We start from the raw sequence: 24,890 nt of genomic DNA on the forward strand, positions 1-24,890 counted from the left end.
GGGTAGCAAATCTTTACTTGCTACCGTGAATACAAATCATAAATTGAATTTCAATACATGGCAACGAATCAATCGATCATTACCCGCGATAACGACAAGATTGCAGTACAAACTGGGAATCTGTACGAATCAGTAGCAATCATCTCGAAACGCGCTCGCCAGATTGCTACCAAAAATAAAGAAGAGCTCAGCAACAAATTGTCGGAGTTCGTTTCGGCGGTCGACAACCTTGAAGAGGTGTTTGAAAACCGCGAACAGATTGAGATCTCGAAATTCTACGAGCGGATGCCGAAGCCGACATCCATCGCAACGGATGAGTTTCTGGAAGGCAAAGTGTATTGGCGTTATAACGACGAAGACGCTCAGCAATAAGCAAGTGTTACGTTGATATGATCTAACCGCACGGTATGTTTGCCGTGCGGTTTTTCTGTTTACCTGAACCGTATGGTGGATGCGTTAGCACGCTTCGCCCGTATTAATCCTTCTGATTGATGACTTTATCCGGCAAACGAATTCTCTTGGGCGTAACGGGCAGTATATCAGCTTATAAATCTGCGTTACTGACTCGATTACTGGTAAAAGCAGGCGCTGAGGTTCAGGTACTCATGACCGAATCAGCCCAGGAGTTTATTACTCCGCTAACGCTGGCTACGCTTTCGAAACGTCCTGCTCTATCGTCGTTCATCAAAGACAATACAGGCAGTTGGAACAACCACGTTGAACTAGGCCTCTGGGCTGATGCGCTTGTCATTGCCCCGGCTTCAGCGCATACGCTGGCCCGTTGCGCTCATGGTTTCTGCGATGACCTGCTGTCTGCTGTTTATTTGTCGGCTAAATGCCCGGTCTTTTTTGCACCGGCTATGGATCTGGATATGTACCACCATCCGACCACCCGAGAAAATTTACAGCGGTTAGCTTCGTTTGGCAACATCATCATTCAGGCGGAACACGGCGAACTGGCCAGCGGACTGATCGGTGAAGGTCGGTTAGCTGAACCCGAGACGATTGTGCAGACGCTGGAAACGTTCTGGGCAAGGAGCGAGGAGCTGGGAGCCGGGGGCCGGGGGCATACCGCATCCAGTTCCCAACCTTCAGCTTTTAGCCCTCTACCCCACGCCCTCCGCCCCATGCCTTTAGCAGGTAAACACGTACTGGTTACGGCTGGCCCAACTCAGGAGCCAATTGATCCGGTGCGGTACATAAGTAACCATTCGACGGGTAAGATGGGCTACGCTATTGCTCATGCGTTTGCGCAGGCCGGTGCCGACGTAACGCTCGTTAGCGGCCCGACTGCACTGCCGGTACCTCATGCTGGCATAAACCGCATTAACGTCCGTTCCGCTCAGGATATGTTCGAAGCAACAAAGGCGGTTTTTGATGAGGCAGACGTAGTGATCCTGAGTGCCGCCGTAGCTGACTATACTCCTGCTCATCCCGCCGACCGAAAGATTAAAAAGAAAGAAGCGGAGTTTGCTTTGGAACTGATCAAAACCGTCGATATTGCGGCTACCCTTGGTCAGCAGAAACGCCCTGGCCAGTTGCTGATGGGATTCGCCCTGGAAACGGATAACGAGATTGAAAACGCCCGGAAGAAGTTACACGCCAAGAACTTAGACTGGATTGTGCTCAATTCATTACGTGATGCCGGGGCTGGTTTTGGACACGATACCAATAAAATAACCGTTATTGACAAAGACGAACAAACCCACGAATTTGCGTTGAAATCGAAAGATGAGGTCGCTCAGGATTTGGTAAGTCTAGTCTTAACCCAACTAAAAAGCTGACGCCGATATACGCTGTTCCCCTAATTATGAGATTCTTCTTACTCCTAGTTACCTTCCTGACCATCAGCCGGCTCGAAACTCGGGCGCAGGAACTGAACTGCCAGGTAACGATCAATTCAGATCAGTTATTCGCGCAGCAAAAAACCGACTTCACTTACGTGAACCAGTTGAAGGGGATCATTTCGGAGTTCATGAATACCCGGCGCTGGAGTAACGATCAGTTCGCGGTTTCCGAGCGCATCAACTGCTCGATGAACATTAATCTTATAAAGTCGCTGGCTCAGGGCGCGTTTGAAGCCACCGCGCAGATTGTGGTTACACGACCCGTTTACGGCACCAACTACGAAACCACTATATTTAGTTACGTCGACCGGGCGTTTAATTTTGTGTACCTGCCTACTACACCCGTCTATTTCCGGGAGAACCAGTTCTCCGATGATCTGACGTCGCTGCTGGCTTTTTACGCGAACGTTATTTTGGCAGTCGATTACGACTCGTTCAGTAAGCAGGGTGGTAATCCATTCATTCAGCGGGCCTACACCATTACGAACCTGGCTCAGCAGGGTTCAGTCAACGGTGCCTGGCAGCCGGGCGGTGACCGGCGTAATCGGTACTGGCTCATCGAGAATTTACAAAATCAGCAGCTACTGCCCTTCCGCGACGGTTTTTACACGTATCATCGGCAAGGGCTGGATGTGTTTGGCGCCAATCCGGTTCAGGTGCGCAAGCAAACGCTCGATCTGCTGACGACGATTCGGACCATTGGTCTGCAAATGCCGAACTCGGTGCTGCTCAATTCGTTCTTCGATGCAAAGTCGCAAGAGCTTTACAACATTCTTTATGAAGGTACCCCTGAGGAACGGAAGCGCGCGTTTGATCTGCTTTCGTATCTGGACCCCGCCAAAACGGAAACGTACCGAAAGCTAACTCTGTGAAGTACGGATTCATAATCCGACGGGGTTGTGAACCCAATTTCGTAACGCTTACCGTCTTTATCACTGAACCTCGCCTTGGTTACCTGTGTTAGTTAAGTAAGGAGCTTCCTCTATGCTATCGCATCTACTAATCAAAAATTACGCGTTAATTGACGAGCTTGAACTAGCCCCCGACCGCGAACTGAACATCGTTACGGGCGAAACGGGAGCCGGGAAGTCAATTATGCTGGGGGCAATCGGGTTGCTGCTGGGCAACCGGGCCGATACCCGAGTTTTATTTAATCCGGAGCAGAAGTGCGTGATTGAAGGTACGTTCGGCGTATCGGGCTATATCATCGAGCGCATTTTTGACGAAGAAGAACTGGACTATTCCGATACGTGCATCGTTCGCCGGGAGATCGGCGTGAGCGGCAAATCGCGCGCGTTCGTGAACGATACCCCCGTGAACCTCGAAACTTTACGTCGGGTAACCAGCCAGTTAATGGATATTCACTCCCAGCACGACTCAGTGCTGCTGGGCTCCAACGAATACCAGTTGGAGATTGTTGATACGTACGCGCAGAACGACGAGCCGCTCCGTGCGTACCGGACTGATTACCAGACTTACCGCGCGAAACGAACGGTTTACGATCAGTTGCAGGCTGAAGCGTCGGCCATGCGCAAAGAGTTCGATTACAACAATTTTCTGTACGAAGAATTAGTCAAGGCGCAGCTTCAGCCCGACGAACAGGAACAGCTCGAACAGGAACTGACTATTCTTGAAAACGCCGAAGATATCAAAGAGCGGCTTCAACTGGCTTACGAGTATCTGGATAATACCGAGCAGTCCGTCATCGACTTTTTAAAGGGTACAGTCAGCAATCTGGCTTACATCAGCAAGCTCTCTGACCAGTACCTTCAGTTGCAGCAGCGGGCACAAAGCAGCCTGATTGAACTCCGCGACTTAGCCGATGAAATCAGCCGCGAGCAGGACAGCGTAGACGTAGACGATACGCGCGCCGAGGTGATTCGGGAACGCCTGAACTTACTGTATCAGTTACAGACCAAACATCAGCTTAAAGACATTGCGGACCTGATTGCGCTACGTGACGAACTTGGCCAGAAAGTGAGCAAGGTGCTTAACCTGGATGATGCACTCGCCGACGCGAAGGCTCAGGCTGAAGCCGCCCGCGCCCAACTGCAAACGTCGGCCGAAGCCTTATCGGCTTCCCGCCAAGCGGTACTTCCTTCCATCGAATCCGAAATTGGCGGCTTACTGCACGACCTGGGGATGCCCAACGCGTCGTTGAAGATTCAGGCGGAAACCGGTAAACCAACGCCAACGGGCGTCGATACCATCTCGTTCCTGTTCAGTGCTAACAAAGGCGTGAAGCCGCAGCAGCTTAAGAACGTAGCGTCGGGGGGTGAGTTTTCGCGGTTGATGATGGCGATAAAATACATTCTGGCCAGTAAGCGCTCATTGCCGACCATCATCTTCGATGAGATTGATACGGGCGTATCGGGTGAAATTGCTATCAAAATGGGCAATATGATGCGAGATATGGCGCATAGCCATCAGATCATCGCCATCACGCACCTGCACCAGATCGCCGGTCAGGGCACCGCTCACTATTTTGTTTATAAAGATCATTCGGCGGCAAAAACGGTGAGCCGGATCAAGAAATTAACCTTCGACGAACGGGTCACTGAAATTGCGCAGATGATTGGCGGCAAAAACCCATCGGCAAGCGCCCTGAAAAACGCTCGTGAAATTCTTAAACAACGTGCTACAGCCGTAGCCAAATAAATGAGTTGCCCGCGAAAGAACTCTTTCGCGGGCAACTCGCATTTCCCCCGTACTACTATGCTAAAATTTTCGCTTACCCTTGCTACCGCCATTACACTTGGTACTCTTCTTGGAAGTTGTAATTCGGACGAAGAGGCCATTAAAAACGCCGAGAACGAGGTCTTTGCCATTCACGATGAGGTGATGCCCAAGATGGACGACTTGATGAAGCTACGCAAGCAGTTGAATAAACAGATCAGTCTGATTGACAGCCTGAAAGCCACGGGTTCGGCGGCCGCTACGCTACGTAGTGACGAAGACAAGGAACAGGCCATTCGTTTACGACGAAATCTGAATGAGTCCGACAGCCTGATGAATTACTGGATGGACCACTATAAAGGAGATACGCTGGCTAAGCTTTCCCATGAAGATGCGTTACGTTACTTAGCCGAGCAAAAAGATAGGATTACCGATGTCAAGACAAAATACAATGCCAGCCTTGAACAGGCTCGTCAGTTCCTGGATAAAAAATAGCCGCTCGCTGTTGGCGTTTGGCTTAGCCGCTACGCTGTTGAGCTGCGGTTCTGGCGACGATAAACTGCCGATTTTGGGCCAGCGCGAAGCCGTTACAAAAGTTGTTGATGGAAAAACCGTAACCGACTCGGTGTATCAGGCTGTTCCCGATTTCAGCTTTGTCAGTCAGTATGGGGATACCGTTACGGCCAAAACGCTGGACAATAAAATTTACGTTGCCGATTTTTTCTTTACCAGTTGTCCAACCATCTGCCCGAAGATGAAAGTGCAGCTGAAACGGGTCTACGAGAAGTTCAAGGGAAACCCGGATGTAATGTTGCTCTCTCACACGATCAATCCGGAACGGGATTCGGTGGCGGTGCTGAAAGAATTTGCCGATAACCTGGGGCTGACGGGCAAACAGTGGCTATTTGTCACGGGCGATCGGGAGAAAATCTACGACATTGGTCAGAACAGCTATATGGTAACGGCCCAGGCTGACTCAACCGCTCCGGGGGGCGTTGTGCACAGTGGTGCGTTTATTCTAGTCGATAAGGCCAAACACATTCGCGGTATCTACGACGGTACAACCGAAAAAGGCGTTGATAAACTTATGGTCGATATGGAGCGGTTACTGGCCGAGTACAAAAAATGAGTCGACTGATTGGTTATTTACTGGTATTGGTAGCAACGGCTGCGTTTTTCGCCTGCCAGAGTGAAGAAGAGATTAAGCGCCAGCAATACATCACAGAAGGTATTCTGGTGTATAAGAATAACTGCGCTAACTGCCACCAGGATAAAGGGGAAGGATTGGCCGAGCTTTATCCGCCCATTGCAGGCTCCGACTACCTCGCTAAAAAAGACAGTGTGATTTGCCTGATCCGATATGGTCAACAAGGGCCGATTAAGGTCAACGGCAAGCACTACAACCGGGTGATGCCCGCTCAGCCCCAGTTGAGTGACCTCGAAATAGCGGAACTCGTTACGTATATCTACAATCAGTGGGGTAATGAAACGAAACGTACCGATGTGAAAGCGGTAACGCCGATCCTGGCGCGCTGCAAACAATAATGGACCGCCTTGTGGCAGTCCATTACGTACGGGAAGCAATTAAAAACCGGGACCGGCTTCGACATTGAAAATACCGGTTGGCTTGCGAATTTTAGAGCTTGTAAAGTCCTGGTTGGCGTCCAGGCCCATCCCGTATAAGGTTTCCCCCGTAAGTTGACTGACTATTTTTACCCGGCTTTCGGTGTATACTTTTTTAGTGACCGGATTCCAATTCAGCAGCGGGGTGTAGAGCCGTTCCTGCTTCTGCTTGTTCACGACCACTACGTTCCCCATCACCGTATATAAATCTTTGGCTTTATCGTAGCGGCCGGAATCAGCCCGTAGCGTGGTTACCTCGTCACCAGCTGGCCCATAAAACACAATATTGACGATTTTTGGATATGATCGGTTGTCATTGGCATAGCGGAACTGCTTGGGCGTTGTCAGCCTTACCTTCAGAGCAGCCGATTCGCTGTACAACAACGTTACGTCGTTAATTTCCTCGATTGGTCCGCTGTACGGATTTACTTTCTTGGTCTGCTTGGCTTCTTCACAAGCCAGTAGCAACGCACTGAGGCAAGCAAAGAGCACAACCGCCTTTGTTTGAACAAAACGTTGTTTCATCTGACTGATAATAGGCATAGTAGCAACTAACGCAACGCGGGAGAAGAGCGATAAGTTTGCGTAGCCTTAGTCGACAACCTGTTTGCGGAACCACCAGTCGTTGAGCGAGAATCCCAGCGCCATGCGGACGTACTGCTCCCGAATCTGCGTGCCCGTGAGCACACCGCGCTGCCCACCCACAACCGACAGGGTAATGTGATTAACCAGATACGCGCCCAGCGGCAGGGACAGACCTAAGCTCCCATTTACGTCGTTAATCTGCTTACCCTCAACGGTGTACGGCAGCCGGTTGTATTGGAATCCAGCCCGATACGTAACCAGATCCCAGTAGCGGGTAGAGTTCGCCTTAGGCGTGTATTCCAGCCCCGCGGCAACCGTCATCCCGTCGGCCAGATTACCCGACTGACCTGTGATCGTCCGGTACTGTCCCCATTTCTGGAATCCGACATCGACTCCGAAGAGAAACGTATTATTTTTTTCCAGGCTGATGCCGAAGTGCATTTGCTGGGGTAAGGTTACCCGACCACTTGATTCGATACGTAAGGTGTCGGCCGCCGAGATCGCTACGCCCGTCAAGGACGTTTGCTGATAAATATCGGTCTCGCTGGCGTTAACCCGAGTCTGCGGATCGTAGGTAGCACCCAGGTTAAGCGACCATTTTTCGCTTAGTTTAGGGCGCCAGCCCGCACCAAATTTCCAGACGATATCGCTGTAGTTGATGCGGTCTAACCGAGTCACACGCGTATCCTGAATGCCGACACTGGCATCGTTGATCAGCACTCGCGAATCGGAAGAATTGGTTACGTTACCAAACAGGAATGAGGCTTCGCCACCGACGTAGATGTTACTGCCAATCCGAAAGCCGTTGGTAAAGGTTGCTTTGTTCAGACCACCCCGCCCCGTGTAGTTGTATTCGGCTTCGTAGATCGTGCCCGGTACAGTTCGGTACTGGCGGGTGGTATAATCGACGTAGGTATAGGGTTTGAGGCTGATTCCCATGTTCCAGCGCGAGCTTGCCGGAAACGCTAAAGCCAGATAGCCGAGGTTTCCCCCAAAATCCCGCTGGCTTTGCAGGCCACCGTTCAGATTCTGACTGAGTGATTTTGACTGGCCGATCAGGCCTACTTCAAATACCGTAAAGCGAGTTCGGCGGGCAAGCAGGGCCGGATTCTGCATATTTAGGTAAAAAGGGCTGGCATTACTGATGCCCAGACCACCCATACCCATGTTTGTTACGTTACCTTGGCTATATAATTCTCCGATGCCTAAGGCTGAATAGGGAGAGTTTCCCAATCCCTGCGCCAATACCATCGGCGATGTCGCGGCAACGGCCAGCAAACTATGCGTTAACGTCCGGCGAAGCCGCTTATAAATTCTCAACATTATACCGTAAAATTCGATTCAACCCTAGTAAAACCAGTTCGGGCACTGCAAATATCGGCGGTTTAAGACGACTTTCAAAGGCAGGCGCGTCTCCCCCGCACAGCAATACCACAATGTCAGGCCGCTCACGGCGGTACGTATCTATAATTCCGTTCATCTCAAACGCCAGTCCGTTCGCCACTCCGCTTTGCAGGGCCTGCCGCGTATTCTTCGCCAACAGATCTGGCCATTCCGTCGGCAGCTCGACCAGCGGTAGCCGAGCCGTTTGCTCGTGCATGGCCCGAAAGCGCATCCGTAACCCCGGCGAAATAAGCCCACCTTGAAAAACACCCTGCCGATCGACCAGATCAGCCGTCAGGCACGTACCCAGGTCAAACACCAGGCAATCGCGTTGGGGAAACAACGTAACGGCGCCTACCGCAGCTGCGACCCGATCGGCTCCCAGCGTAGTTGGTGTATCGTACGCTTTTTGGATGGGCAACGGCGTATGACCGTCGAGCACCCACACATCTTGGCTCAGGTCCACGAGTTGCGCCCGGATCTCATCGGCCGGGCGATTCGTCGACGAAACCAGTACGTGTCCGATCAGCCGGTTAGCAAGTGCCGCCACTAGGGCCTCCGGCGATTCGTAGCGGCTTGTTTCCAAAAGTGTTTCCCCCTTAAACCAAGCTGTTTTCAGGCTCGAATTACCCCAGTCAATCACCAGATTCGGGGAAGCCGACGGCGTTGCCTCCTGCGTTTGTGTCTCCATCCGCGTACCAAGTCCCAACGTTGATTCAGGACTTAAAATTTGCATGTTTATAAGGATTTAAGGATTTTTAACGACGTCTCTGAATAGCCTACCTTTCCGCTTGCTAATCCGTATGCGCCCTCTCTTTATTCAAGCGGTCTTCTTCATTTGTCTGTGTGTATGGGTTGCCGCCTGTCATTCAGCCAAACAAACGCTGGCAATTCACACCTTGCCGAACTATACCGAAAAAGCCCTCCATCAGGTCTTATTTCTCGATTTTGACATCAGTCGTTCAGGGTCTGCTCAGCCAGAGCGAGTGCGCCTTGTGAATTCAATTATAGGGAATGGTGAATTGAAAACCTTATCTCGCCCTGTACACACCCCGTACCAACTTAGGGTAATCCGCTACTATACCGACGGCCGGGAGCCTGTCAGCGACAGTCTGGAACACCCCTTATTCAGGTCAGTGGAGATGGCCGAATCGAATGGTACATTAAACCGTCAGGCTTTAAGCGAACAAAGTGGCCACATTTCAATCCGGTTTCCGTATGCCAAAGCGCTCAGCCGACTTGCTATTTTCAGTGTCACGCCTGACAAAGGCATCGTCAAAATCCACACCCTACGTCTACGCCCATGAAGCAATTTTCTATCTGCCTGCTTATTGGTTTCTGTTTAGTAAGTGCCTGGTGCAGCGCCCAAACGTTCCAGGTCGATACACTCCGCAAATCCGGCCCAATTGCCAACCGGATCAACGTTGTTATACTAGGTGACGGCTTTACCCAAAGCGAACTTCCGGCATTTACCCAGGCCGCCCAAAAGTTCGTTACGTTCTTTTTGAGTTATTCGCCCTATAACGCCTACCAGAACTATTTTAATTTCTATTCGATACCGATTCCGTCAAAACAAAGCGGAGCCACAAATCCGGGAACGGCCCCCGATCGATACCCCAACCAGCCCGTCGAAACCAAGGATACGTATTTTGGCTCTTCCTTCGGCACCAGCAATATCCACCGGCTGGTAGCCATCCGTAATTACTCGGCGTTTACGAACGTCATGGCCACTAATTTCCCAAGCTACGATTTGGCTGTTATGATTGTCAACTCGCCCTGGTACGGTGGGTCGGGCGGCAATCCGGCTACGTTTACGCTTGACCCACAAGCCGACCTGATCGCTATGCACGAGGTTGGACACATCTTTTCGGCTTTAACGGATGAGTACTGGGCGGGTTTAGTATACGCCCACGAAGCCGCTAACATGACCCGAATCACTGACCCTAATAGCGTCGTCTGGAAGAACTGGCTGAATCAACAGAATATCGGCATTTTTCCGCATACGGGTGCGGCCGATGCTGGGAACTGGTATAAACCCACAACACATAACTGCCTGATGGAGCAGCTCGACAAATTGTTCTGCGCCGTATGTCGGGAAGCCACAACCGCTAGAATTTTAAACGTAGTGAAGTCGGTAGAATCGATACAGCCGCAGACCGGATCACCGGTTGTCGTGAACGAACAGCCTACCCTCTTCCGGTTGGGCCTCCTCAAACCTGAACCGAACACGCTCCGGGTAGAATGGCGACTAAACAATCAGCTTATCGGTCAGAACAGTGACCAGTTGACGTTGACCAGTAGTCAGCTAACCGACCCGACCGCTACGTTGAGTGTTTCGGTGGTTGACACAACCCCGTTTATCCGGCTGGCCAGTCACCGCACCAATCATCGGTATACCACCCAATGGAGCCTGGTTAAAGGAACCACTGCCCCTCCATTTTCCCTGACAGCAACGAAGCGTTCAGTTTGCGCTGGGGAGTCCATTACATTGACCGCTCTGAACTGCGCGGGTGCAGTGACCTGGTCGACGAGCGCTACCGGTACGTCGGTAACCGTATCGCCCGCTCAATCTACGACTTACTCCGCAACGTGCACGGGTAGTGCATCGCAAACTGCCACCATTGACGTACAGGTGTTTCCTTTACCAACGGCTAGCGCAGCTAATACAGGCCCGTATCTGGAAGGCCAGCCACTGCAGTTGACGGCGCAGGGTGGCAAACGTTACAGATGGACCGGGCCGGATAACTTTCAGTCGACGGAGCAGAATCCAACCATTCAGAGCGTCAAAATAAGTCAGGCGGGCAGCTATACCGTGGTGGTCACAAATGAACAGGGCTGCTCCAGCACCGCCCAGACTCAGGTTACGGTCAATCCGGTACTCGCCGTACATAAGCTGCCTACTGACATGGTCCGGATATTTCCGAACCCCAGCAAAGGCCGGGTTCAAATCCAGACCTCGCTGGATGGACTTCTGGAAGTGACGCTGCTCGACGAAACCGGCCACGTAGTCGCTAAAAAATCGTTTTTTCGCGACACCGAGTTAAGTACGGATAAACTCCCGAGAGCCGTTTATATCTACCGGATTAGCACGACCAAAGGGCTGATCACCGGCAAGCTTCTGGTGGAGTGAATGTAAACCCGAATATTCGGGTGCTGGATCTGGATTTTTGATAAACCAGCGGAAACATTTCCAATCCAATTACGTTATCTTGACATAAACAAATGAAATCGCTACATTTGCTTCCATCAATCCGGTTTGCAGGTAGTGCTTTCATCGCAGCAGCCCATAGCTATAGCGGACCGTCTGTTTTCCCAAGAGTTTTAACAACCACCGTGTCTGGCCCCACCAGACCTTTGTGTGTAGATCAGGGAAATCGCTTCCAAGCTTACTAGTTGACTTATTTTTCCATTACGTAAATAATTGAGCCCGTTGAGGTTAATGTGGTTAATTAATCGGTGGCCCCACCTCCGGCGTTTGTTCGGTCAACCAACCTACCCACAGAACATCTGTTTTCAGTCAACATTCCCCTATTTCAACATTACCGCCAGCGCGGTCTCTTGAAGGTTTATTGCTAACCTGACCTCTATGTTAACAAAAGAAGAATTAGCTATGAAGCTCTTGTCTGAGCTTCAGCCTATTGCCGAGCAGTTTGGCATCCGAGATGCTGCCAAATACACGAAAGAAAAACTCATTTACAGAATATTAGATCAACAGTCCGTCGCGTCTGAGCCCGAATCAGCGGCTGTAGCGCCCGTTGTTGACGAAGCCCCCCGCCGTGGCCGACGTACGCGACCGGCAGCGGAGGTGGTACCCGTACAGCCCAGCCAACCTGAGGCAGCCCCGGCCGAAACACCTGAAGCTCCTCGTACCCGTCAGCGGGCCCGGCGTGACCGTGAGGAGGTTATTACTGCCGAAGTAACTCCCGTAGCCGTTGCAGAAACAGCCGCTGAAGCTCCTCAGCCCGAGGCCGCTCCGATAGCGAATCCGACTGTTGCGGGTGAATCAACTCCCCCACAGCCCGCTGATCAACCCACGCAGGAACCCCGCGACGAACGTAACCGCACGAATCGGGACTCAAAACCCATTCAGCAACGTAGCGATATGGGAAATCAGCCCAGAAACCGTCAGGAGAACGGTCGGGACATGGGATCGCGTAATGACCGCGATCGTCTTAACCGCGAGGGCGGACCGGATCAAACCGGCCCCCGCGAAGGCCGAACGCCTTCACGTCCTGATGGGAACCGTGATGTAAACCGGCGCGATCAGCGCCCCGATGCCAATCAATTTGGCGGACGGGATGGAAATGGTCGTCAACGTGTAGAGGGTAACCGTGATGTGAACCGGCGCGACAGCAATGCGGGGCATCGCCCACGTACGCAGCGCGTCGTAGCCGACGAAACAGCGATCAACTACGCCGGTCAGCCCGACGAAGAGTTTTTAACGCCTACGGTTGTATCGGAAGATAACGCAGCCAACATGCAGCCGTCGACCGAAGAGTTGAGCACAGCCGATCCGTCGGTGGCTCCACAGACGGATACTCCGGGAGATGGCCAATCAGATCAGCCACAGAACGGAGCAGCGGGTCAACCCCATCCGGTGAATCAACCTTCGCGCGAAGCGCAGGAATACCAGAACCGCATCCGTCGGCAGTATAACCAGCACATCCGCGAATTCGATGGCATCATCGATAACGAAGGGGTACTGGAAATTATGTCCGATGGTGGGTATGGCTTCCTGCGGTCGGCTGATTACAATTACCTGGCCAGCCCCGATGATATTTACGTATCGCCATCGCAGATCAAGCTGTTTGGCCTGAAAACCGGTGATACCGTTCGCGGTGCGATACGTCCTCCCAAAGAAGGCGAGAAGTATTTCGCCCTGCTTCGCGTGTCGACGGTGAATGGCAAGACGACCGAAGAAATACGCGACCGGATTCCGTTTGAATACCTGACTCCGCTGTTCCCCGAAGAGCAGCTTCGGTTGAGCAATCGTCCGGAAAATTATTCGTCGCGCGTACTGGATTTGTTTGCGCCGATCGGTAAAGGCCAGCGGGGTATGATTGTAGCCCAGCCTAAGACGGGGAAAACGGTGCTGCTGAAAGAAATTGCCAACGCGATCACCAAGAATCACCCCGAGGTGTATCTGATCGTACTGCTTATTGACGAGCGCCCGGAAGAAGTAACCGACATGGCCCGCAGTGTCAATGCCGAAGTGATCTCGTCGACGTTCGATGAGCAGGCCGACCGGCACGTAAAAGTGTCGAGTATGGTCCTTGAAAAAGCGAAACGCATGGTCGAGTGCGGGCATGATGTAGTAATTCTGCTCGATTCCATTACGCGGTTGGCGCGGGCCTATAACACGGTCGTTCCGTCGTCGGGCAAGATTCTGTCGGGTGGCGTGGACGCGAATGCCCTGCACCGGCCAAAGCGCTTCTTCGGTGCCGCCAGGAACGTAGAGAATGGCGGTTCGCTGACAATTATTGCGACCGCTCTGATCGATACAGGTTCGAAGATGGACGAAGTTATCTTTGAAGAATTTAAAGGTACGGGCAACATGGAACTTCAACTGGACCGTAAACTCGCCAATAAACGCATTTACCCAGCCGTCGACGTATTATCTTCCGGTACGCGTCGGGAAGATTTGTTGCTGGATAAAGAGACGTTGCAGCGTGTCTGGATTCTGCGGAAGCACATGGCCGATATGAACCCTATGGAAACCATGGATTTCCTGCTCGATCGCATGAAAGGCACCCGTACCAACGAAGAGTTTTTGATTTCAATGAACCGATAGGAATCGGGCATAGTACCAAAAAAGACGACCTACATAGGTCGTCTTTTTTGGTATGAGTGGTTACGGAAATAGACGTCAGACGAGATCGGGAAGGTAAATCGTAAACGTAGCGCCCTGGTCGGGCTGACCCTCAGCCACGACAGTTCCGCCGTGATTTTCGGCCACCTTTTTCACAATAGCCAGGCCAATGCCTGTACCGGGAAACTGCTGCCGACCATGCAGACGCTGAAACGCTCCAAATATCTGGTCGGCATATTCCTGGTTAAATCCAATGCCGTTGTCGGCGACTTTGATAACCCAATAGTGACGCGACTGGTAACCGAATCCGTCTCCCCCTGGAAGCAGCCGGGTAACTGAAGCTGGCAGCGCTCGTTTTGCCACGGGCACGCAGGTCACGATGATGTGTGGAACGGCTTTTGTCGACTTTACAAATTTCAACCCGTTACTGAATAAGTTCTGGAAAAGTTGGCGTAACTGACTTCCGTCGCCCAAAACAGTGGGCAGGTTCGGTACGTCAATGCGAGCCTGTTTTTCCTCAATAGCCGTTTCCAGATCACCCAGTACGTCGGCAATCACCTGATTAAGATCTTCCGGCTGGAATACTTTCTGTTGGGTAGTAATTCGTGAGTAACTCAGCAGGTCGCGGATCAGAACCGCCATTCGGGAAGCCGCCAACTGCATTCGGTTGATCATATCCACGCCCGATTCGCTCAGGCTACCAGCATATTGACTTCTAAGCAGCTCGCCGAAGGATTCAATCTTCCGTAAGGGCTCCTGTAAGTCGTGGCTGGCTACGTAGGCAAACGCCTGTAAGTTTTCGTTCGACTTCAAAAGCTCGGCATTAGCGGCTTCGATCCGCTGGCTGTAGGAATGATTCTCGGTGATATCAAACGAGGAGGTCAGCACGCCATCGCCAAACTTAACAATGGATACGTAGTACCAGCGATTGTCTACGGGCATTTCCAGAGTGACTGGCTCCCCGGTTTCCACGACCTGAACGTACTGCTCAAAGGCAATGATCTTCGGTAGCTGCGGATTCAGTTCGCTGAGCAGTTTACCATGCAATTCCTCGGCCATCATGCCCAGCATTTCGCACGTCATCTGGTTCGCCAGCGTGAAGCGAAAATCCAGAATTGTCTTCTCGGCGTCGCGCACTGTTTCCAGACAGGATACGGCCGTAAGGGTAGCATCCAGAACAGCGTTCAACAGTTCAGCCTGTTTCTGCTGCTTCAGTTCCGCCTGCTTGATGGGCGTAATGTCGATGTACGACTGAATGAAGCCATCGCCCCACTTCACCGCCTGCGTGTCGAACCAGAAATCGAACCCATCGTATTGATAAGAATCCTGAAACCGTTCTGTCTTGGCCTGCTCCACCAGTTCTACCCAGCGGTCGAATACGCCACTTGTTCGCACTCCCGGAAACAGTTCAAGCATCCGCTTGCCAATAATTTGTTCCGCCTTATAACCCGTGAATAACTCTGACGTGTGGTTAAACGACTGGTAGATGAAATCGACAATCTGACCATCGTCGTTACGTACGGCCGTAAAATGTGAGATGGCCGTCAGCGCGTTGTCCAGTATCTGACTAAACTCCTCGGCCTGCTTTTTAGTAAACTCCTGTGCATTTTTCAGATCTGTAATATCCAGAAATGACAGGACAATCAAATCATCTTTGCGGATTCCCTGCACCTCGTACCAAAGATCGTACCCGTCGACGTTGTAGTGGTTGTGGTAGCGGAGCGGTTCGCCGGTTTCGGCCAGTTGCTTGTATTTACTCCAGATGCCCGTCCCTTCGATCCCCGGAAACACCTGACGCATGGTACGTCCTACCAGTTCCTCGGCCTTACGCTGAGTCATTTGCTCAGCCCGGCCATTAATCAGTTCATACCGCAGGTCGACGACTTCGTTGGTCACCGGGTCGCGAATAATCGAATACAGCCCAATTGCCGTTAAGGCACTATCCGTAACAAACTTAAGCTGGTAAGCCCACTTCTGGACCTGTAGTTGCGCCTGTTTGAGGGCGGTGTAATCGGTGTGCGTAATGAGGAGTTCATGGTCCAGCCTGGACACCTTCACATCGGCCCAGATATTGAGTCCATCCTGTGTATAATTCAGATCGAGCTGCTGACTTTCCCCCGATACGTACACCTTTCGGTAGAGGTCGAACAACCCTTGCTCCCGATACCCCGGAAACCAGTCGGTTAACGACTCGCCAACTAAATCGGCAGGCTCTACACCGGCGTACTCCGCCAGGGCCGGGTTAACTGCCGTAAACTTAAATTCGACGATCTGACCATCCTGATCAAATACCGGTCGAATGATGTGAACACTGCTTTGCAGGGTATCAATAACCCTCTGTAAACGTTGCGGCTGCCACGGCTGGTCGCGCTCGGGGGCCACCGTGGGTTCATCAATTTTCCGAATAGTTGTCAGCGCACCGTCGCCGTAAGGAGCGATTGTTACATCGAACCAGTTTAGGAGATCATCTATCCTGCTTTCCTGCTGGTATTGAATCGGCTCACCCGTTGTGATTACCTGGATTGATTGTCGATACAGTTGGGTGTGTAGATCACTGGCTGATATGGCTGACCATCGTTTTCCCCGTACTTCCTCGGCGGCAAGGCGTCCTATGAATTGGACCGCTCGGGAATTGACGTAATGCACATGCAGATCTATCAGTTGATCAGCCTGATCCCGAACGGATTCCAGATGAATGAGAGCGACTGGTACTTCCTCTAACAGCCGTTGCAGGTACTCAGCCTGCCCGGAAGCGCCAGTAATTGGTGTTGTATTCATGTATGACAGAGTACTGGCTGGCCGTACCGTCGATTAGTTCGCGGTAGAACCAGTAAGCTTATCCGTAATAAATTGAGTGTTGATTGGGGGTACTAACTGAGCACACGTAGTACTGTAAAGTACGCAGTTATTTTGATAGTTACCAATAAGTTAGTCTTATAATAGTCTTGTTATTCGTTCAACACGTAGCCCACGACATTGTCCGGATATGTGCCCTTTCCCGATTGTATTCTACCCAGATGCGCTTTATTTTTGTATTGGTCGAAGATGGAATAAAAGAATCTATAGACGTTGGATACGCTTGTCGCGTTAAATCATATACGAACGTAATGAAAGACTTGATTCAATACGCCATCCCCGGCTTTGTCATTTTGCTGATCGCCGAGGTAATAGTAACGGCCAAACAGCAAAAAGATTATTACGACGCTAAAGACACAGCCAGCAGTCTGGCGATGGGCATCGGGAATGTCATCGTTGGTCTTGTTGGCAAGGTACTTGTGTTCGGCGTGTACTCGTTTGTGTATCAGTTCCGCCTGTTTACCATCGACATGACCCAATGGTCGGCCTGGCTGGCGCTGTTCGTGGCCGATGACTTTAGCTACTACTGGTTTCACCGGATTAGTCACAGCAGCCGGTACTTCTGGGCGTCGCACGTGATTCACCATTCATCGCAGAAGTATAATCTGGGCACGGCTTTGCGCCAAACCTGGACCGGTACGTTGAGCGGGGCATTCCTGTTCTGGGCCTGGTTACCGCTTGTAGGTTTCTCGCCCGTGGCCGTGATGACCATGCAGGCTATCAGTTTGTTGTATCAGTTCTGGATTCATACCGAACTCATTAATAAGTTGCCTGCTCCCATTGAATTTGTGTTCAATACCCCTTCTCATCACCGCGTCCACCACGGCTCCGACCTCGACTACCTCGACAAAAACCACGGGGGCATTCTCATTATCTGGGATCGGCTGTTTGACACCTTCGAACCCGAACATAACCGCCCAACGTACGGCCTCACGAAGAATGTGGATTCGTATAATCCTGTGCGTATCGCCTTCCACGAGTGGAGCGATATAGCCCGCGATCTGCGCCGGTCTAGCTCAGTACGTAACGCCCTGGGGTACCTGTTTGGCCCTCCGGGCTGGAGCCACGACGGATCGCGTAAAACAACAAAGCAACTACAAGCTGAGAAACGTAACCCCCTAACCAAACACACCGCCTGAACGCAACAAAACGGTTTTAGTCAATGAGTTAACTAACAGCAAACTCGGCACCCTGCTCTAACGATAGATACATGCCAAGGAAGCGGAGCTAGAATAGCTTGATTATTAAAAGCTTTTAGTTCCGCGGTTTTACATACATTAATATGTTGGGTGGACGGAATAGGCGGTAACGTAGTAGTGAGCTTGCGGTCGACAGGGGGCACGTCCTGTGGCAAGGTGGTTTTGGCTCATTGGGCGGTTTCGGTCGACACTAGAAACGTCTCAGTTAGGAAGTCAAAAAAAACATATTTGGCACGTAGCGCCGACACGAGAAATGCTCCGGTTGGGCCGAAAAAAAGTGGATTTTCAACGAAGCGTCCGACTCGAAAAACACTATAAATAGGCCAGCAACAACGTAACAGGTGACCCGACAATTTGGAACACAACGCACTCGCCTACCTCTCATTTTCAACTAACTTAGCAGAGTATTATTGTAGATGGCGAGCCAATTAGACTGGGTATCATCTTACGGAAAGAATTTGTACATTACTTTGCACAGTTAAATTACACAAGAAGACATGAAGTCATTGAAACCACATATTAAAGAGAAGTTGCAAAGCTTAAAATCAAACACTTCTAATGTACAACTCACTAGCGGTAGAATAAAAGAAATTCCTATTGAGCTCAAAGATTGTGAGAGAATGAGAACTCTCGATTTATTTGGGAATTCAATCCAGAGGATTCCTGATTGGTTTTATAATCTTAAAGGACTTGAGCATTTGAGCTTAAAAAACAATAGCTTTAAAGAAATTCCAACTATTGTCTTCACTCTTGAAAATATAAAATCTCTAAATTTTGCAGAGAATCAAATTAGTGAACTCAATGATAATATTTTCGTAAATTTGATGAATGTAGAAAAGGTAGATATTAGTTATAATATTATCGAATCGATTCCTTATAAAAATATAGACTATCCGAAATGTAAAATTTTAAATCTCCAAGGCAATCAATTAGAAAATTTTCCAACCGTAATCAGTCAAGTTAAAAGCCTTAAAAAATTACTTTTATCTGAAAATAAAATTAGTTCCGTAGAGGATAATGCATTTGAAGGATTTGAAAATTTAACAGAACTTGATTTGAGTTTTAATGAACTCACGTACTTACCATCGAGTTTAGGTAAATTAACAAAACTTAAAAAATTAAATTTAAGTGGCAATAGAATTCAATTACTACCAAAAGAATTCGAGAATCTTACATCACTTGAGGTACTCGGTTTGGATGGCAACCCAATGGAAAGGGTTCCTGTAGAGATTTCAGCCCAAGGAGTCTCGGGAATTATAAACTACTATTTATCTCTCGGAGATAATGTTCAACTGTTTGAAGCAAAACTCCTGATAGTTGGACAAGGTAATGTTGGTAAAACATATTTAATGAATCGTTTAATCCACGACTCTATACCTGATACCCACACAACAGAAGGAATTGATATTAAGACATGGAAAATTCAAACACATTCGTCGCCAGATTTTAGAGTCAATATATGGGACTTTGGCGGTCAGGAAATTTACCATTCTACCCATCAATTTTTCCTAACGAAACGTTCTCTATATTTACTAGTTTGGGAAGCAAGAACAGATCAACATCTTATAAGTTTTGATTATTGGCTTAATGTAATTCGCTTATTAAGTAACAATTCTCCTGTTATAATTGCGCTGAATAAGATTGATGAGAGAATAGTTAATATTGATGAGAGGTCTCTCAAGGCTAAATTTAAAAATATAGTCGCTTTTCATCAGGTTAGTGCAAAGAGTGGTCAGAATATAGTGCAGTTAACTTCTCAAATTGGAGTCGAAATTGATTCACTTCCTTTAATTGGTGATAGACTTCCAAAAGTGTGGCTTGAAATACGAACTGAATTAGAATCTTTAGACTCAAACTATATTCCAACAGAAAAGTATTTAACTATTTGTAATTAAAAAGGCTTGTCTAATAAAAAGGCACTCTTTTTAAGTCAATATTTTCATGATCTTGGTGTTTTCCTCCACTTTCAAGATGATAGTTTATTAAGAAATTTAGTCTTCTTAAAGCCAGAGTGGGCTACAAATGCCGTTTACAAAATACTCGATTCTAAGGATGTTATCACGAGAGAAGGAGAGTTTGACTCTAATATGTTAGACGATATACTTATTGAATTTGAACGCGATAAACGGCCATACATAGTCAACTTGATGAAGAAGTTCGAATTGTGCTTTGAAGTAGATAAAGATACGTACCTTATACCAGAACTACTTACGCCTGAAAAAATTGAGTTTGACTGGAATTATGCAGATAATTTACGTTTCCAATACCATTATGATTTTATGCCAGCCGGAATTATGGCTCGCTTTATTGTGAGAATGAGAAATTTAGTCTATGATAGGACATTTTGGAAAAATGGAGTAATTATTCAAAGAGAAAATACCCGTGCACTTGTGACTACAGATCAGTATTCTCGGAAACTATATATATGGATTCATGGAAATAATTCGTCTCTTTTACTTGAAATTATTAGAAAGGAATTAGACGAAATTCATGCCTCATTGAATTATCATGATGTTCCGCAGAAAATTCCATGTATCTGTCCAGAGTGCGCTAATTCTCAAAGTCCACATTTATTCAATTATTTGTTTGTTAGGAAGATAGGTCAAGATAATACCTTTAGAACTATACCTTGTGAAGTTAGTTATACGGGAGTTACAGTTCACAAACTTCTTGGATTATATAGAATAGACAATCCTGAACCTGATAACAATCCAATGTATTCTCTTGATAAGATTTTGAGTGATCTTATTGAGGTATGTTCCAGGATTCTTGAACGAAAGTTTCAAAAGAAAATTGAAGACTTGTTTAATGATGATATCGTTGATCTACTGAGAACTAAAGGGCATAATATAGCAGATCAAACGAGATCGGGGCTTTCAGGAAGTGGCCGAGGCTCTGGTGAAATAGATATTATGATTAGAAGGAGTAACGGAATTCCAATTACAATTATTGAATGTTTCAGACTTGAAAGCTGTGGTCCAAAAAACGTAGTAGTAGCAGAACACTTAAAAAAATTACTATCAAGGTATGACACTCATGAACTTAGTCGGAAATTCATTATCGTATTTGGGGAGGCAGATAGGTTTGACAACCTATGGGTCAACTATTCTGAGTATATTAAAAATATAAATTCCAATGATGATTACGGAGATAAGTATCCTCTTTCTGGATTTAGTGTAAGGGAGGACCTAAATAGTTTTTCAAATATGAAAATTGGTGTTTCGCGACATGAAAATAATGGAGAGACATTGGAAGTCGTTCATCTTGTTTTGAATATGAACCATATAAGTCAAGATTTGAATTAATAAATCGCTCCGCGTAGGCGGCTGTCTTGCAACAGGGAGCACGTCCCGCATGGAAGCGGGTCAGCCCAACCGCCACCGTGTTCAAGAGCGAACGAACCCAGAAGAACTGTTAAATTGCCTTTTTGAACGATACTTGATAACCAGTCATTTGCAATTTAACAGTACATCAAAACTAGGGTGCAAAGGTTAAAGCGGTCTGTATTTAGAGACGTTGTGTGCTACTCCATTAACCCTAGTGGGCGTTGGGAGTAGGTTAAAGAAGTTGTTCTATTTTCAGGTAGCGATCAGCAGATTGCAGGCGAATAGGTTAGACTTATTGCTTGTTCAGCAGGTTTCATTTGATAGGTCGAACGCCGTAGCGACGGCCCGGTTAGAGGGGTTTATGCAACATCAGCGGTTTGGTTCCATGTCCAAAGCTCGTGCGACAACGGGAGCGCCACAAGATCGGCCTTACAGTTAAAAAAAGTGCCTTATTGACGAAGACAACGCTGGCATGAAAAAACTTGTATACGTATTAATCTTACTCTTTTGCCAAAGCGTTGTATTGGCAAAACCAATTCCAGAGTATGATCCTGAACGAAACTTTGAGGAGTTTTGGCGATTGTTCGATCATCATTACGCCCATTTTGAGACCAGAGGAATTGACTGGAAACAGCAATACAAACAGTTTAGACCCAAAGTCAATTCACATACCACAAATGAACAATTACTAGCCATCTTCAACGAAATGGTGGCTCCACTTAAAGATGGCCACGTTGCTATTTCCCCAATAGGTGACCTACCCGCGAGTGCCAAATATTCCCGCTTTTATCAGGAGTTTCCCACCAAAGAATTACAAAGCCAATTTCACCAGGTCACCCTTAATGTGCTACAGCCACAGGGATTCGGGCCGCTTGTTAAGTTTAGGAGTGAGCCCTACCAGATTGGCGGTTACTGCCGGTCAAAAGAACTCGGCTATCTGCAACTAAACGGCTTTGGAGGAATGCCTTTAGAGGAGTTCAAAAAACAGTTGGATGAAATGGTTGTTGCATTCGCCGACGTAAAAGGGCTGATAATTGATATTAGAATTAACGGTGGCGGTTCACCAGACTTTTTGTGGGCTTTGGTCGGGCGGCTTACTGAGGTGAAACGACTGGTTGGCTATGCCCGTACCCGCGTGAGTAAACCAAAATTCGAGTACACGCCCTGGGGAGCCTATCAGGTGTCCCCCCAAGGCCCCAAGCAACTCATCAAACCAACCGTTCTTTTGACCAGTGGAGCTACTATAAGTGCCGCCGACCATTGCGCCATGTACCTCAAAGATTTTCCCTACGTCAGACTGATTGGGGAACCTACAAACGGCATTTTCTCGCCTATGTTAGGAAAGAAATTGCCTAATGGTTGGGAGGTTTCCTTATCGGATGGCCAAACCGTTAGCAGCAAACGTATCAGTTATGAAGGGAAAGGCGTTCCTGTTGATCGGGTAGCCTTGCATCATCGAAACGATATGTTGCAAGGGCGTGACCCGGTTTTAGAACAGGTCGTCGATTTTCTAAACTTGAATCAATCGGAACTCGCCAAACATACTATTTGCTACGAACAAATTGCTTTAAACTTCTATGCCGACAGCGTACTGACCAATAAGACCTACGGCGATATAACCGCTTATTCCACTGGCTTAGTAGAAGAAGATGCAACCTTGTTAGCTCCATTCGCTACCAAGTGTTATTCGTTACAGTCAGCTTACTGGACTGATGGCGTAGAAAAACGAATTAAAGCCGAGCAAAAAGCGGATTCACAGTTCTATCAGCAAAACGTTGCAAATCGTTTCTACGTGGAACTACGGACACCAATCCGGCCAAAAATGCGGTGGCCCTTTGTCAAGCGTAATGCCCGCCGTTTAACAGTAGCTCATCACATTACTATTGACAATAAGCGATACGTTCGCCTTCACTTAAGCCAGGGCAGTTGGCGTGGAGAGACCGTTTTAGTTGTAGTAGATAGCGCGGGCCGCGTTGTTGAACATTGCTCGCTGACGTACAACTATTTATCTGGTCAACACTATCAGTAATTTTTTAGGAGACTAGTCTTACTCCGCGTAGGCCAGCTTCTCGTCGACACGCTACATGTACTAAAGTCAAATGTAACACCCAGCAACCAGGGCTTTCTGTGGTGACTATTCAGCCCCAGTTGCCATAAGGCGACGCAGATTATTACTGCGGGGCAGGGTTATGTATAGCCGATACGATCTCTTCGGCCCGTATCTTCTGCTGCTGACCGGTTATCATGTTTTTGAGCGACATCTGCCCCGTTTGTACTTCTTCCGAACCAATCAGCACTACGTACGGAATCCCTTTGGCGTTCGCATAGTCGAGCATCTTTTTAACTTTTGCCAGATCCGGATAAACCTCAGCCGCTACATTGGCTTCCCGAAGTCGGGTTAATAACGGCAAGGCGACTCCCCTTGCTTCAGCGTCGAAAGGTACGATAAGCACCTGCGTGCCCTGTCCGGCCGAAGCCGGGAACAGATTCAGTTCATCCATTACGTCGTAAATCCGATCAACGCCGAACGAGATGCCAACGCCCGACAAACCCGGTTGTCCGAACGCGCCCGTCAGGTTGTCGTAACGTCCTCCCCCACTGATGCTACCAATTTGCACCCCGTTAGCTTTCACTTCGAAGATGGCGCCCGTATAATACGATAAGCCGCGCGCCAGGGTTATGTCCAGTTCCAGCCGCGAATCGGTCAACCTGTACTGCTCAACAAACCGCCAAACCTCTTCTAACTCGGCAATACCTTTCTGCGCCGTATCCGACGTATTAAGCCAGCTCTTCAACTGCGTAAGTACGTCGGCCGGGCTACCAGCTATAGTAAACATGGGGGCAAGATTCGTAATGGCCTCTTCAGAAAAACCACGTTCGCGCAATTCGTCCAGCACCCGTTCCTGGCCGATCTTATCGAGCTTATCAATCGCAACGGCCAGCGGTCCCTCCTGCCCGGCGGCTCCAATCGCTTCGGCAATACCCGCCAGCACCTTCCGGTTGTTGATTTTCAGCGTAAAGTCCTGAATGCCCAAGTTGCGAAATACTTCGTGCACCATCAGCACAATTTCGGCTTCGCAAAGCAACGAATCCGTTCCAACTACGTCGGCATCGCACTGATAAAACTCGCGGTAGCGGCCTTTCTGGGGACGATCGGCCCGCCAGACCGGCTGCATCTGATAGCGCTTAAACGGCATCGTCAGCGTATTGCGGTTCATGACGACGTAACGCGCGAAAGGTACGGTCAGGTCATAACGAAGGCCTTTTTCAGAAATCTTGGGCGTAAGTTTTTTATAGCCGGACGTAATGTCCAGCTCGGTCAGTTCAGCAGCAAAGTCGCCGGAGTTCAGAATTTTAAAGAGGAGCTGATCACCTTCGTCACCGTATTTACCCATCAGCGTAGACAGGTTTTCCATCGAAGGCGTTTCGAGCGGCTGAAAGCCGAAACGCTGAAAGGTTTGACGGATAGTGTCAAAAATAAATAGCCGTTTGCGCATTTGCTCCGGCCCAAAATCGCGGGTCCCTTTGGGTAAGGTCGGTTTTTGCATAGGGCAAAATTACGCACCTAACCGAAAAGAACGGACGT

The 24,890-nt window shown here is 49.0% G+C and carries 19 protein-coding genes; 14 read left to right on the forward strand and 5 right to left on the reverse strand.

The genetic code is table 11. The annotated features are described in order from the left end of the window. The first annotated feature begins 57 nt into the window (after window positions 1-57). The 7 genes from ACYVIY_RS22395 to ACYVIY_RS22425 all read left to right on the forward strand — a co-directional run bounded on the left by ACYVIY_RS22395 (window position 58) and on the right by ACYVIY_RS22425 (window position 6,068). Entirely contained in the window at window positions 58-372 is a 315-nt protein-coding gene (locus ACYVIY_RS22395; RefSeq protein WP_460978629.1) for a DNA-directed RNA polymerase subunit omega, read from the forward strand. A gap of 119 nt (window positions 373-491) precedes the next feature. Further along, the gene (coaBC, locus tag ACYVIY_RS22400) at window positions 492-1,784 is read left to right on the forward strand and encodes a bifunctional phosphopantothenoylcysteine decarboxylase/phosphopantothenate--cysteine ligase CoaBC (protein ID WP_460978630.1); all 1,293 of its coding nucleotides are present in this window, start codon (window positions 492-494) and stop codon (window positions 1,782-1,784) included. 26 nt (window positions 1,785-1,810) lie between these two features. After that, complete coding sequence (gene porD, locus ACYVIY_RS22405) at window positions 1,811-2,719, forward strand: type IX secretion system protein PorD (RefSeq protein ID WP_460978632.1); 909 nt, start codon at window positions 1,811-1,813, stop codon at window positions 2,717-2,719. A 112-nt stretch (window positions 2,720-2,831) separates the two neighbouring features. Next, on the forward strand, window positions 2,832-4,505 hold the full coding sequence (gene recN, locus ACYVIY_RS22410; protein WP_460978633.1) for a DNA repair protein RecN: 1,674 nt from the start codon (window positions 2,832-2,834) through the stop codon (window positions 4,503-4,505). A 57-nt stretch (window positions 4,506-4,562) separates the two neighbouring features. Continuing rightward, the gene (locus ACYVIY_RS22415; protein WP_460978634.1) at window positions 4,563-5,018 is read left to right on the forward strand and encodes a viral A-type inclusion protein; all 456 of its coding nucleotides are present in this window, start codon (window positions 4,563-4,565) and stop codon (window positions 5,016-5,018) included. Continuing rightward, window positions 4,975-5,652 carry an SCO family protein gene (locus tag ACYVIY_RS22420; protein WP_460978635.1) on the forward strand — a complete coding sequence of 226 codons (678 nt, stop codon included), beginning with the start codon at window positions 4,975-4,977 and terminating at the stop codon, window positions 5,650-5,652. Before ACYVIY_RS22415 ends, ACYVIY_RS22420 begins: the two co-directional genes overlap by 44 nt. Beyond that, a complete protein-coding gene (locus ACYVIY_RS22425; protein ID WP_460978636.1) occupies window positions 5,649-6,068 on the forward strand; it encodes a c-type cytochrome in 420 nt (139 codons plus the stop codon). Before ACYVIY_RS22420 ends, ACYVIY_RS22425 begins: the two co-directional genes overlap by 4 nt. A 39-nt stretch (window positions 6,069-6,107) precedes the next feature. On the opposite strand, the gene lptC is transcribed toward ACYVIY_RS22425, so the two are convergent. The 3 genes from lptC to ACYVIY_RS22440 all read right to left on the reverse strand — a co-directional run bounded on the left by lptC (window position 6,108) and on the right by ACYVIY_RS22440 (window position 8,805). After that, window positions 6,108-6,671, reverse strand: coding sequence for an LPS export ABC transporter periplasmic protein LptC (gene lptC, locus ACYVIY_RS22430; RefSeq protein ID WP_460978637.1), 564 nt, complete (start codon window positions 6,669-6,671; stop codon window positions 6,108-6,110). Between the two features lie 66 nt (window positions 6,672-6,737). After that, window positions 6,738-8,054, reverse strand: coding sequence for a hypothetical protein (locus tag ACYVIY_RS22435; RefSeq protein WP_460978639.1), 1,317 nt, complete (start codon window positions 8,052-8,054; stop codon window positions 6,738-6,740). After that, window positions 8,038-8,805, reverse strand: a complete 768-nt coding sequence (locus tag ACYVIY_RS22440) for a type III pantothenate kinase (protein ID WP_460978758.1) — start codon at window positions 8,803-8,805, stop codon at window positions 8,038-8,040. Before ACYVIY_RS22440 ends, ACYVIY_RS22435 begins: the two co-directional genes overlap by 17 nt. 112 nt (window positions 8,806-8,917) lie before the next feature. Here ACYVIY_RS22440 and ACYVIY_RS22445 point away from each other — a divergent pair, with 112 nt between their 5' ends. From ACYVIY_RS22445 to rho, 3 genes are all read left to right on the forward strand, one after another. Next, window positions 8,918-9,421 carry a hypothetical protein gene (locus tag ACYVIY_RS22445; RefSeq protein ID WP_460978640.1) on the forward strand — a complete coding sequence of 168 codons (504 nt, stop codon included), beginning with the start codon at window positions 8,918-8,920 and terminating at the stop codon, window positions 9,419-9,421. Then, window positions 9,418-11,244: a M64 family metallopeptidase gene (locus ACYVIY_RS22450; protein WP_460978641.1), complete on the forward strand. Its 1,827-nt coding sequence runs from the start codon at window positions 9,418-9,420 to the stop codon at window positions 11,242-11,244. Before ACYVIY_RS22445 ends, ACYVIY_RS22450 begins: the two co-directional genes overlap by 4 nt. Window positions 11,245-11,700: 456 nt before the next feature. After that, complete coding sequence (gene rho, locus ACYVIY_RS22455; protein WP_460978642.1) at window positions 11,701-13,905, forward strand: transcription termination factor Rho; 2,205 nt, start codon at window positions 11,701-11,703, stop codon at window positions 13,903-13,905. A gap of 75 nt (window positions 13,906-13,980) precedes the next feature. Here the strand turns inward: rho and ACYVIY_RS22460 are convergent, their stop codons facing one another. Then, entirely contained in the window at window positions 13,981-16,701 is a 2,721-nt protein-coding gene (locus ACYVIY_RS22460) for a PAS domain-containing protein (RefSeq protein ID WP_460978643.1), read from the reverse strand. A gap of 329 nt (window positions 16,702-17,030) precedes the next feature. Between ACYVIY_RS22460 and ACYVIY_RS22465 the strand changes: the two genes are divergently transcribed. From ACYVIY_RS22465 to ACYVIY_RS22480, 4 genes are all read left to right on the forward strand, one after another. Next, window positions 17,031-17,918, forward strand: coding sequence for a sterol desaturase family protein (locus ACYVIY_RS22465; protein WP_460978644.1), 888 nt, complete (start codon window positions 17,031-17,033; stop codon window positions 17,916-17,918). A gap of 557 nt (window positions 17,919-18,475) precedes the next feature. Next, window positions 18,476-19,873, forward strand: a complete 1,398-nt coding sequence (locus tag ACYVIY_RS22470; RefSeq protein ID WP_460978645.1) for a leucine-rich repeat domain-containing protein — start codon at window positions 18,476-18,478, stop codon at window positions 19,871-19,873. A 6-nt stretch (window positions 19,874-19,879) separates the two neighbouring features. After that, complete coding sequence (locus ACYVIY_RS22475; protein WP_460978647.1) at window positions 19,880-21,283, forward strand: COR domain-containing protein; 1,404 nt, start codon at window positions 19,880-19,882, stop codon at window positions 21,281-21,283. A 493-nt stretch (window positions 21,284-21,776) separates the two neighbouring features. Then, the gene (locus ACYVIY_RS22480) at window positions 21,777-23,333 is read left to right on the forward strand and encodes a S41 family peptidase (protein WP_460978649.1); all 1,557 of its coding nucleotides are present in this window, start codon (window positions 21,777-21,779) and stop codon (window positions 23,331-23,333) included. A 142-nt stretch (window positions 23,334-23,475) separates the two neighbouring features. Here the strand turns inward: ACYVIY_RS22480 and hisS are convergent, their stop codons facing one another. Continuing rightward, window positions 23,476-24,852, reverse strand: coding sequence for a histidine--tRNA ligase (gene hisS / locus ACYVIY_RS22485; protein WP_460978650.1), 1,377 nt, complete (start codon window positions 24,850-24,852; stop codon window positions 23,476-23,478). Between the last annotated feature and the right edge of the window lie 38 nt (window positions 24,853-24,890).

This window comes from Spirosoma knui (genome assembly GCF_054780635.1).

Coding starts and splice junctions, on each gene's coding strand:
- porD (WP_460978632.1), top strand. CDS start 1,811: ATGAGATTCTTCTTACTCCTAGTTACCTTCCTGACCATCAGCCGGCTC.
- ACYVIY_RS22415 (WP_460978634.1), top strand. CDS start 4,563: ATGCTAAAATTTTCGCTTACCCTTGCTACCGCCATTACACTTGGTACT.
- ACYVIY_RS22395 (WP_460978629.1), top strand. CDS start 58: ATGGCAACGAATCAATCGATCATTACCCGCGATAACGACAAGATTGCA.
- ACYVIY_RS22435 (WP_460978639.1), bottom strand. CDS start 8,054: ATGTTGAGAATTTATAAGCGGCTTCGCCGGACGTTAACGCATAGTTTG.
- hisS (WP_460978650.1), bottom strand. CDS start 24,852: ATGCAAAAACCGACCTTACCCAAAGGGACCCGCGATTTTGGGCCGGAG.
- ACYVIY_RS22445 (WP_460978640.1), top strand. CDS start 8,918: ATGCGCCCTCTCTTTATTCAAGCGGTCTTCTTCATTTGTCTGTGTGTA.
- recN (WP_460978633.1), top strand. CDS start 2,832: ATGCTATCGCATCTACTAATCAAAAATTACGCGTTAATTGACGAGCTT.
- ACYVIY_RS22460 (WP_460978643.1), bottom strand. CDS start 16,701: ATGAATACAACACCAATTACTGGCGCTTCCGGGCAGGCTGAGTACCTG.
- ACYVIY_RS22470 (WP_460978645.1), top strand. CDS start 18,476: ATGAAGTCATTGAAACCACATATTAAAGAGAAGTTGCAAAGCTTAAAA.
- ACYVIY_RS22425 (WP_460978636.1), top strand. CDS start 5,649: ATGAGTCGACTGATTGGTTATTTACTGGTATTGGTAGCAACGGCTGCG.
- lptC (WP_460978637.1), bottom strand. CDS start 6,671: ATGAAACAACGTTTTGTTCAAACAAAGGCGGTTGTGCTCTTTGCTTGC.
- ACYVIY_RS22450 (WP_460978641.1), top strand. CDS start 9,418: ATGAAGCAATTTTCTATCTGCCTGCTTATTGGTTTCTGTTTAGTAAGT.
- ACYVIY_RS22420 (WP_460978635.1), top strand. CDS start 4,975: ATGCCAGCCTTGAACAGGCTCGTCAGTTCCTGGATAAAAAATAGCCGC.
- coaBC (WP_460978630.1), top strand. CDS start 492: ATGACTTTATCCGGCAAACGAATTCTCTTGGGCGTAACGGGCAGTATA.
- rho (WP_460978642.1), top strand. CDS start 11,701: ATGTTAACAAAAGAAGAATTAGCTATGAAGCTCTTGTCTGAGCTTCAG.
- ACYVIY_RS22480 (WP_460978649.1), top strand. CDS start 21,777: ATGAAAAAACTTGTATACGTATTAATCTTACTCTTTTGCCAAAGCGTT.
- ACYVIY_RS22440 (WP_460978758.1), bottom strand. CDS start 8,805: ATGGAGACACAAACGCAGGAGGCAACGCCGTCGGCTTCCCCGAATCTG.
- ACYVIY_RS22465 (WP_460978644.1), top strand. CDS start 17,031: ATGAAAGACTTGATTCAATACGCCATCCCCGGCTTTGTCATTTTGCTG.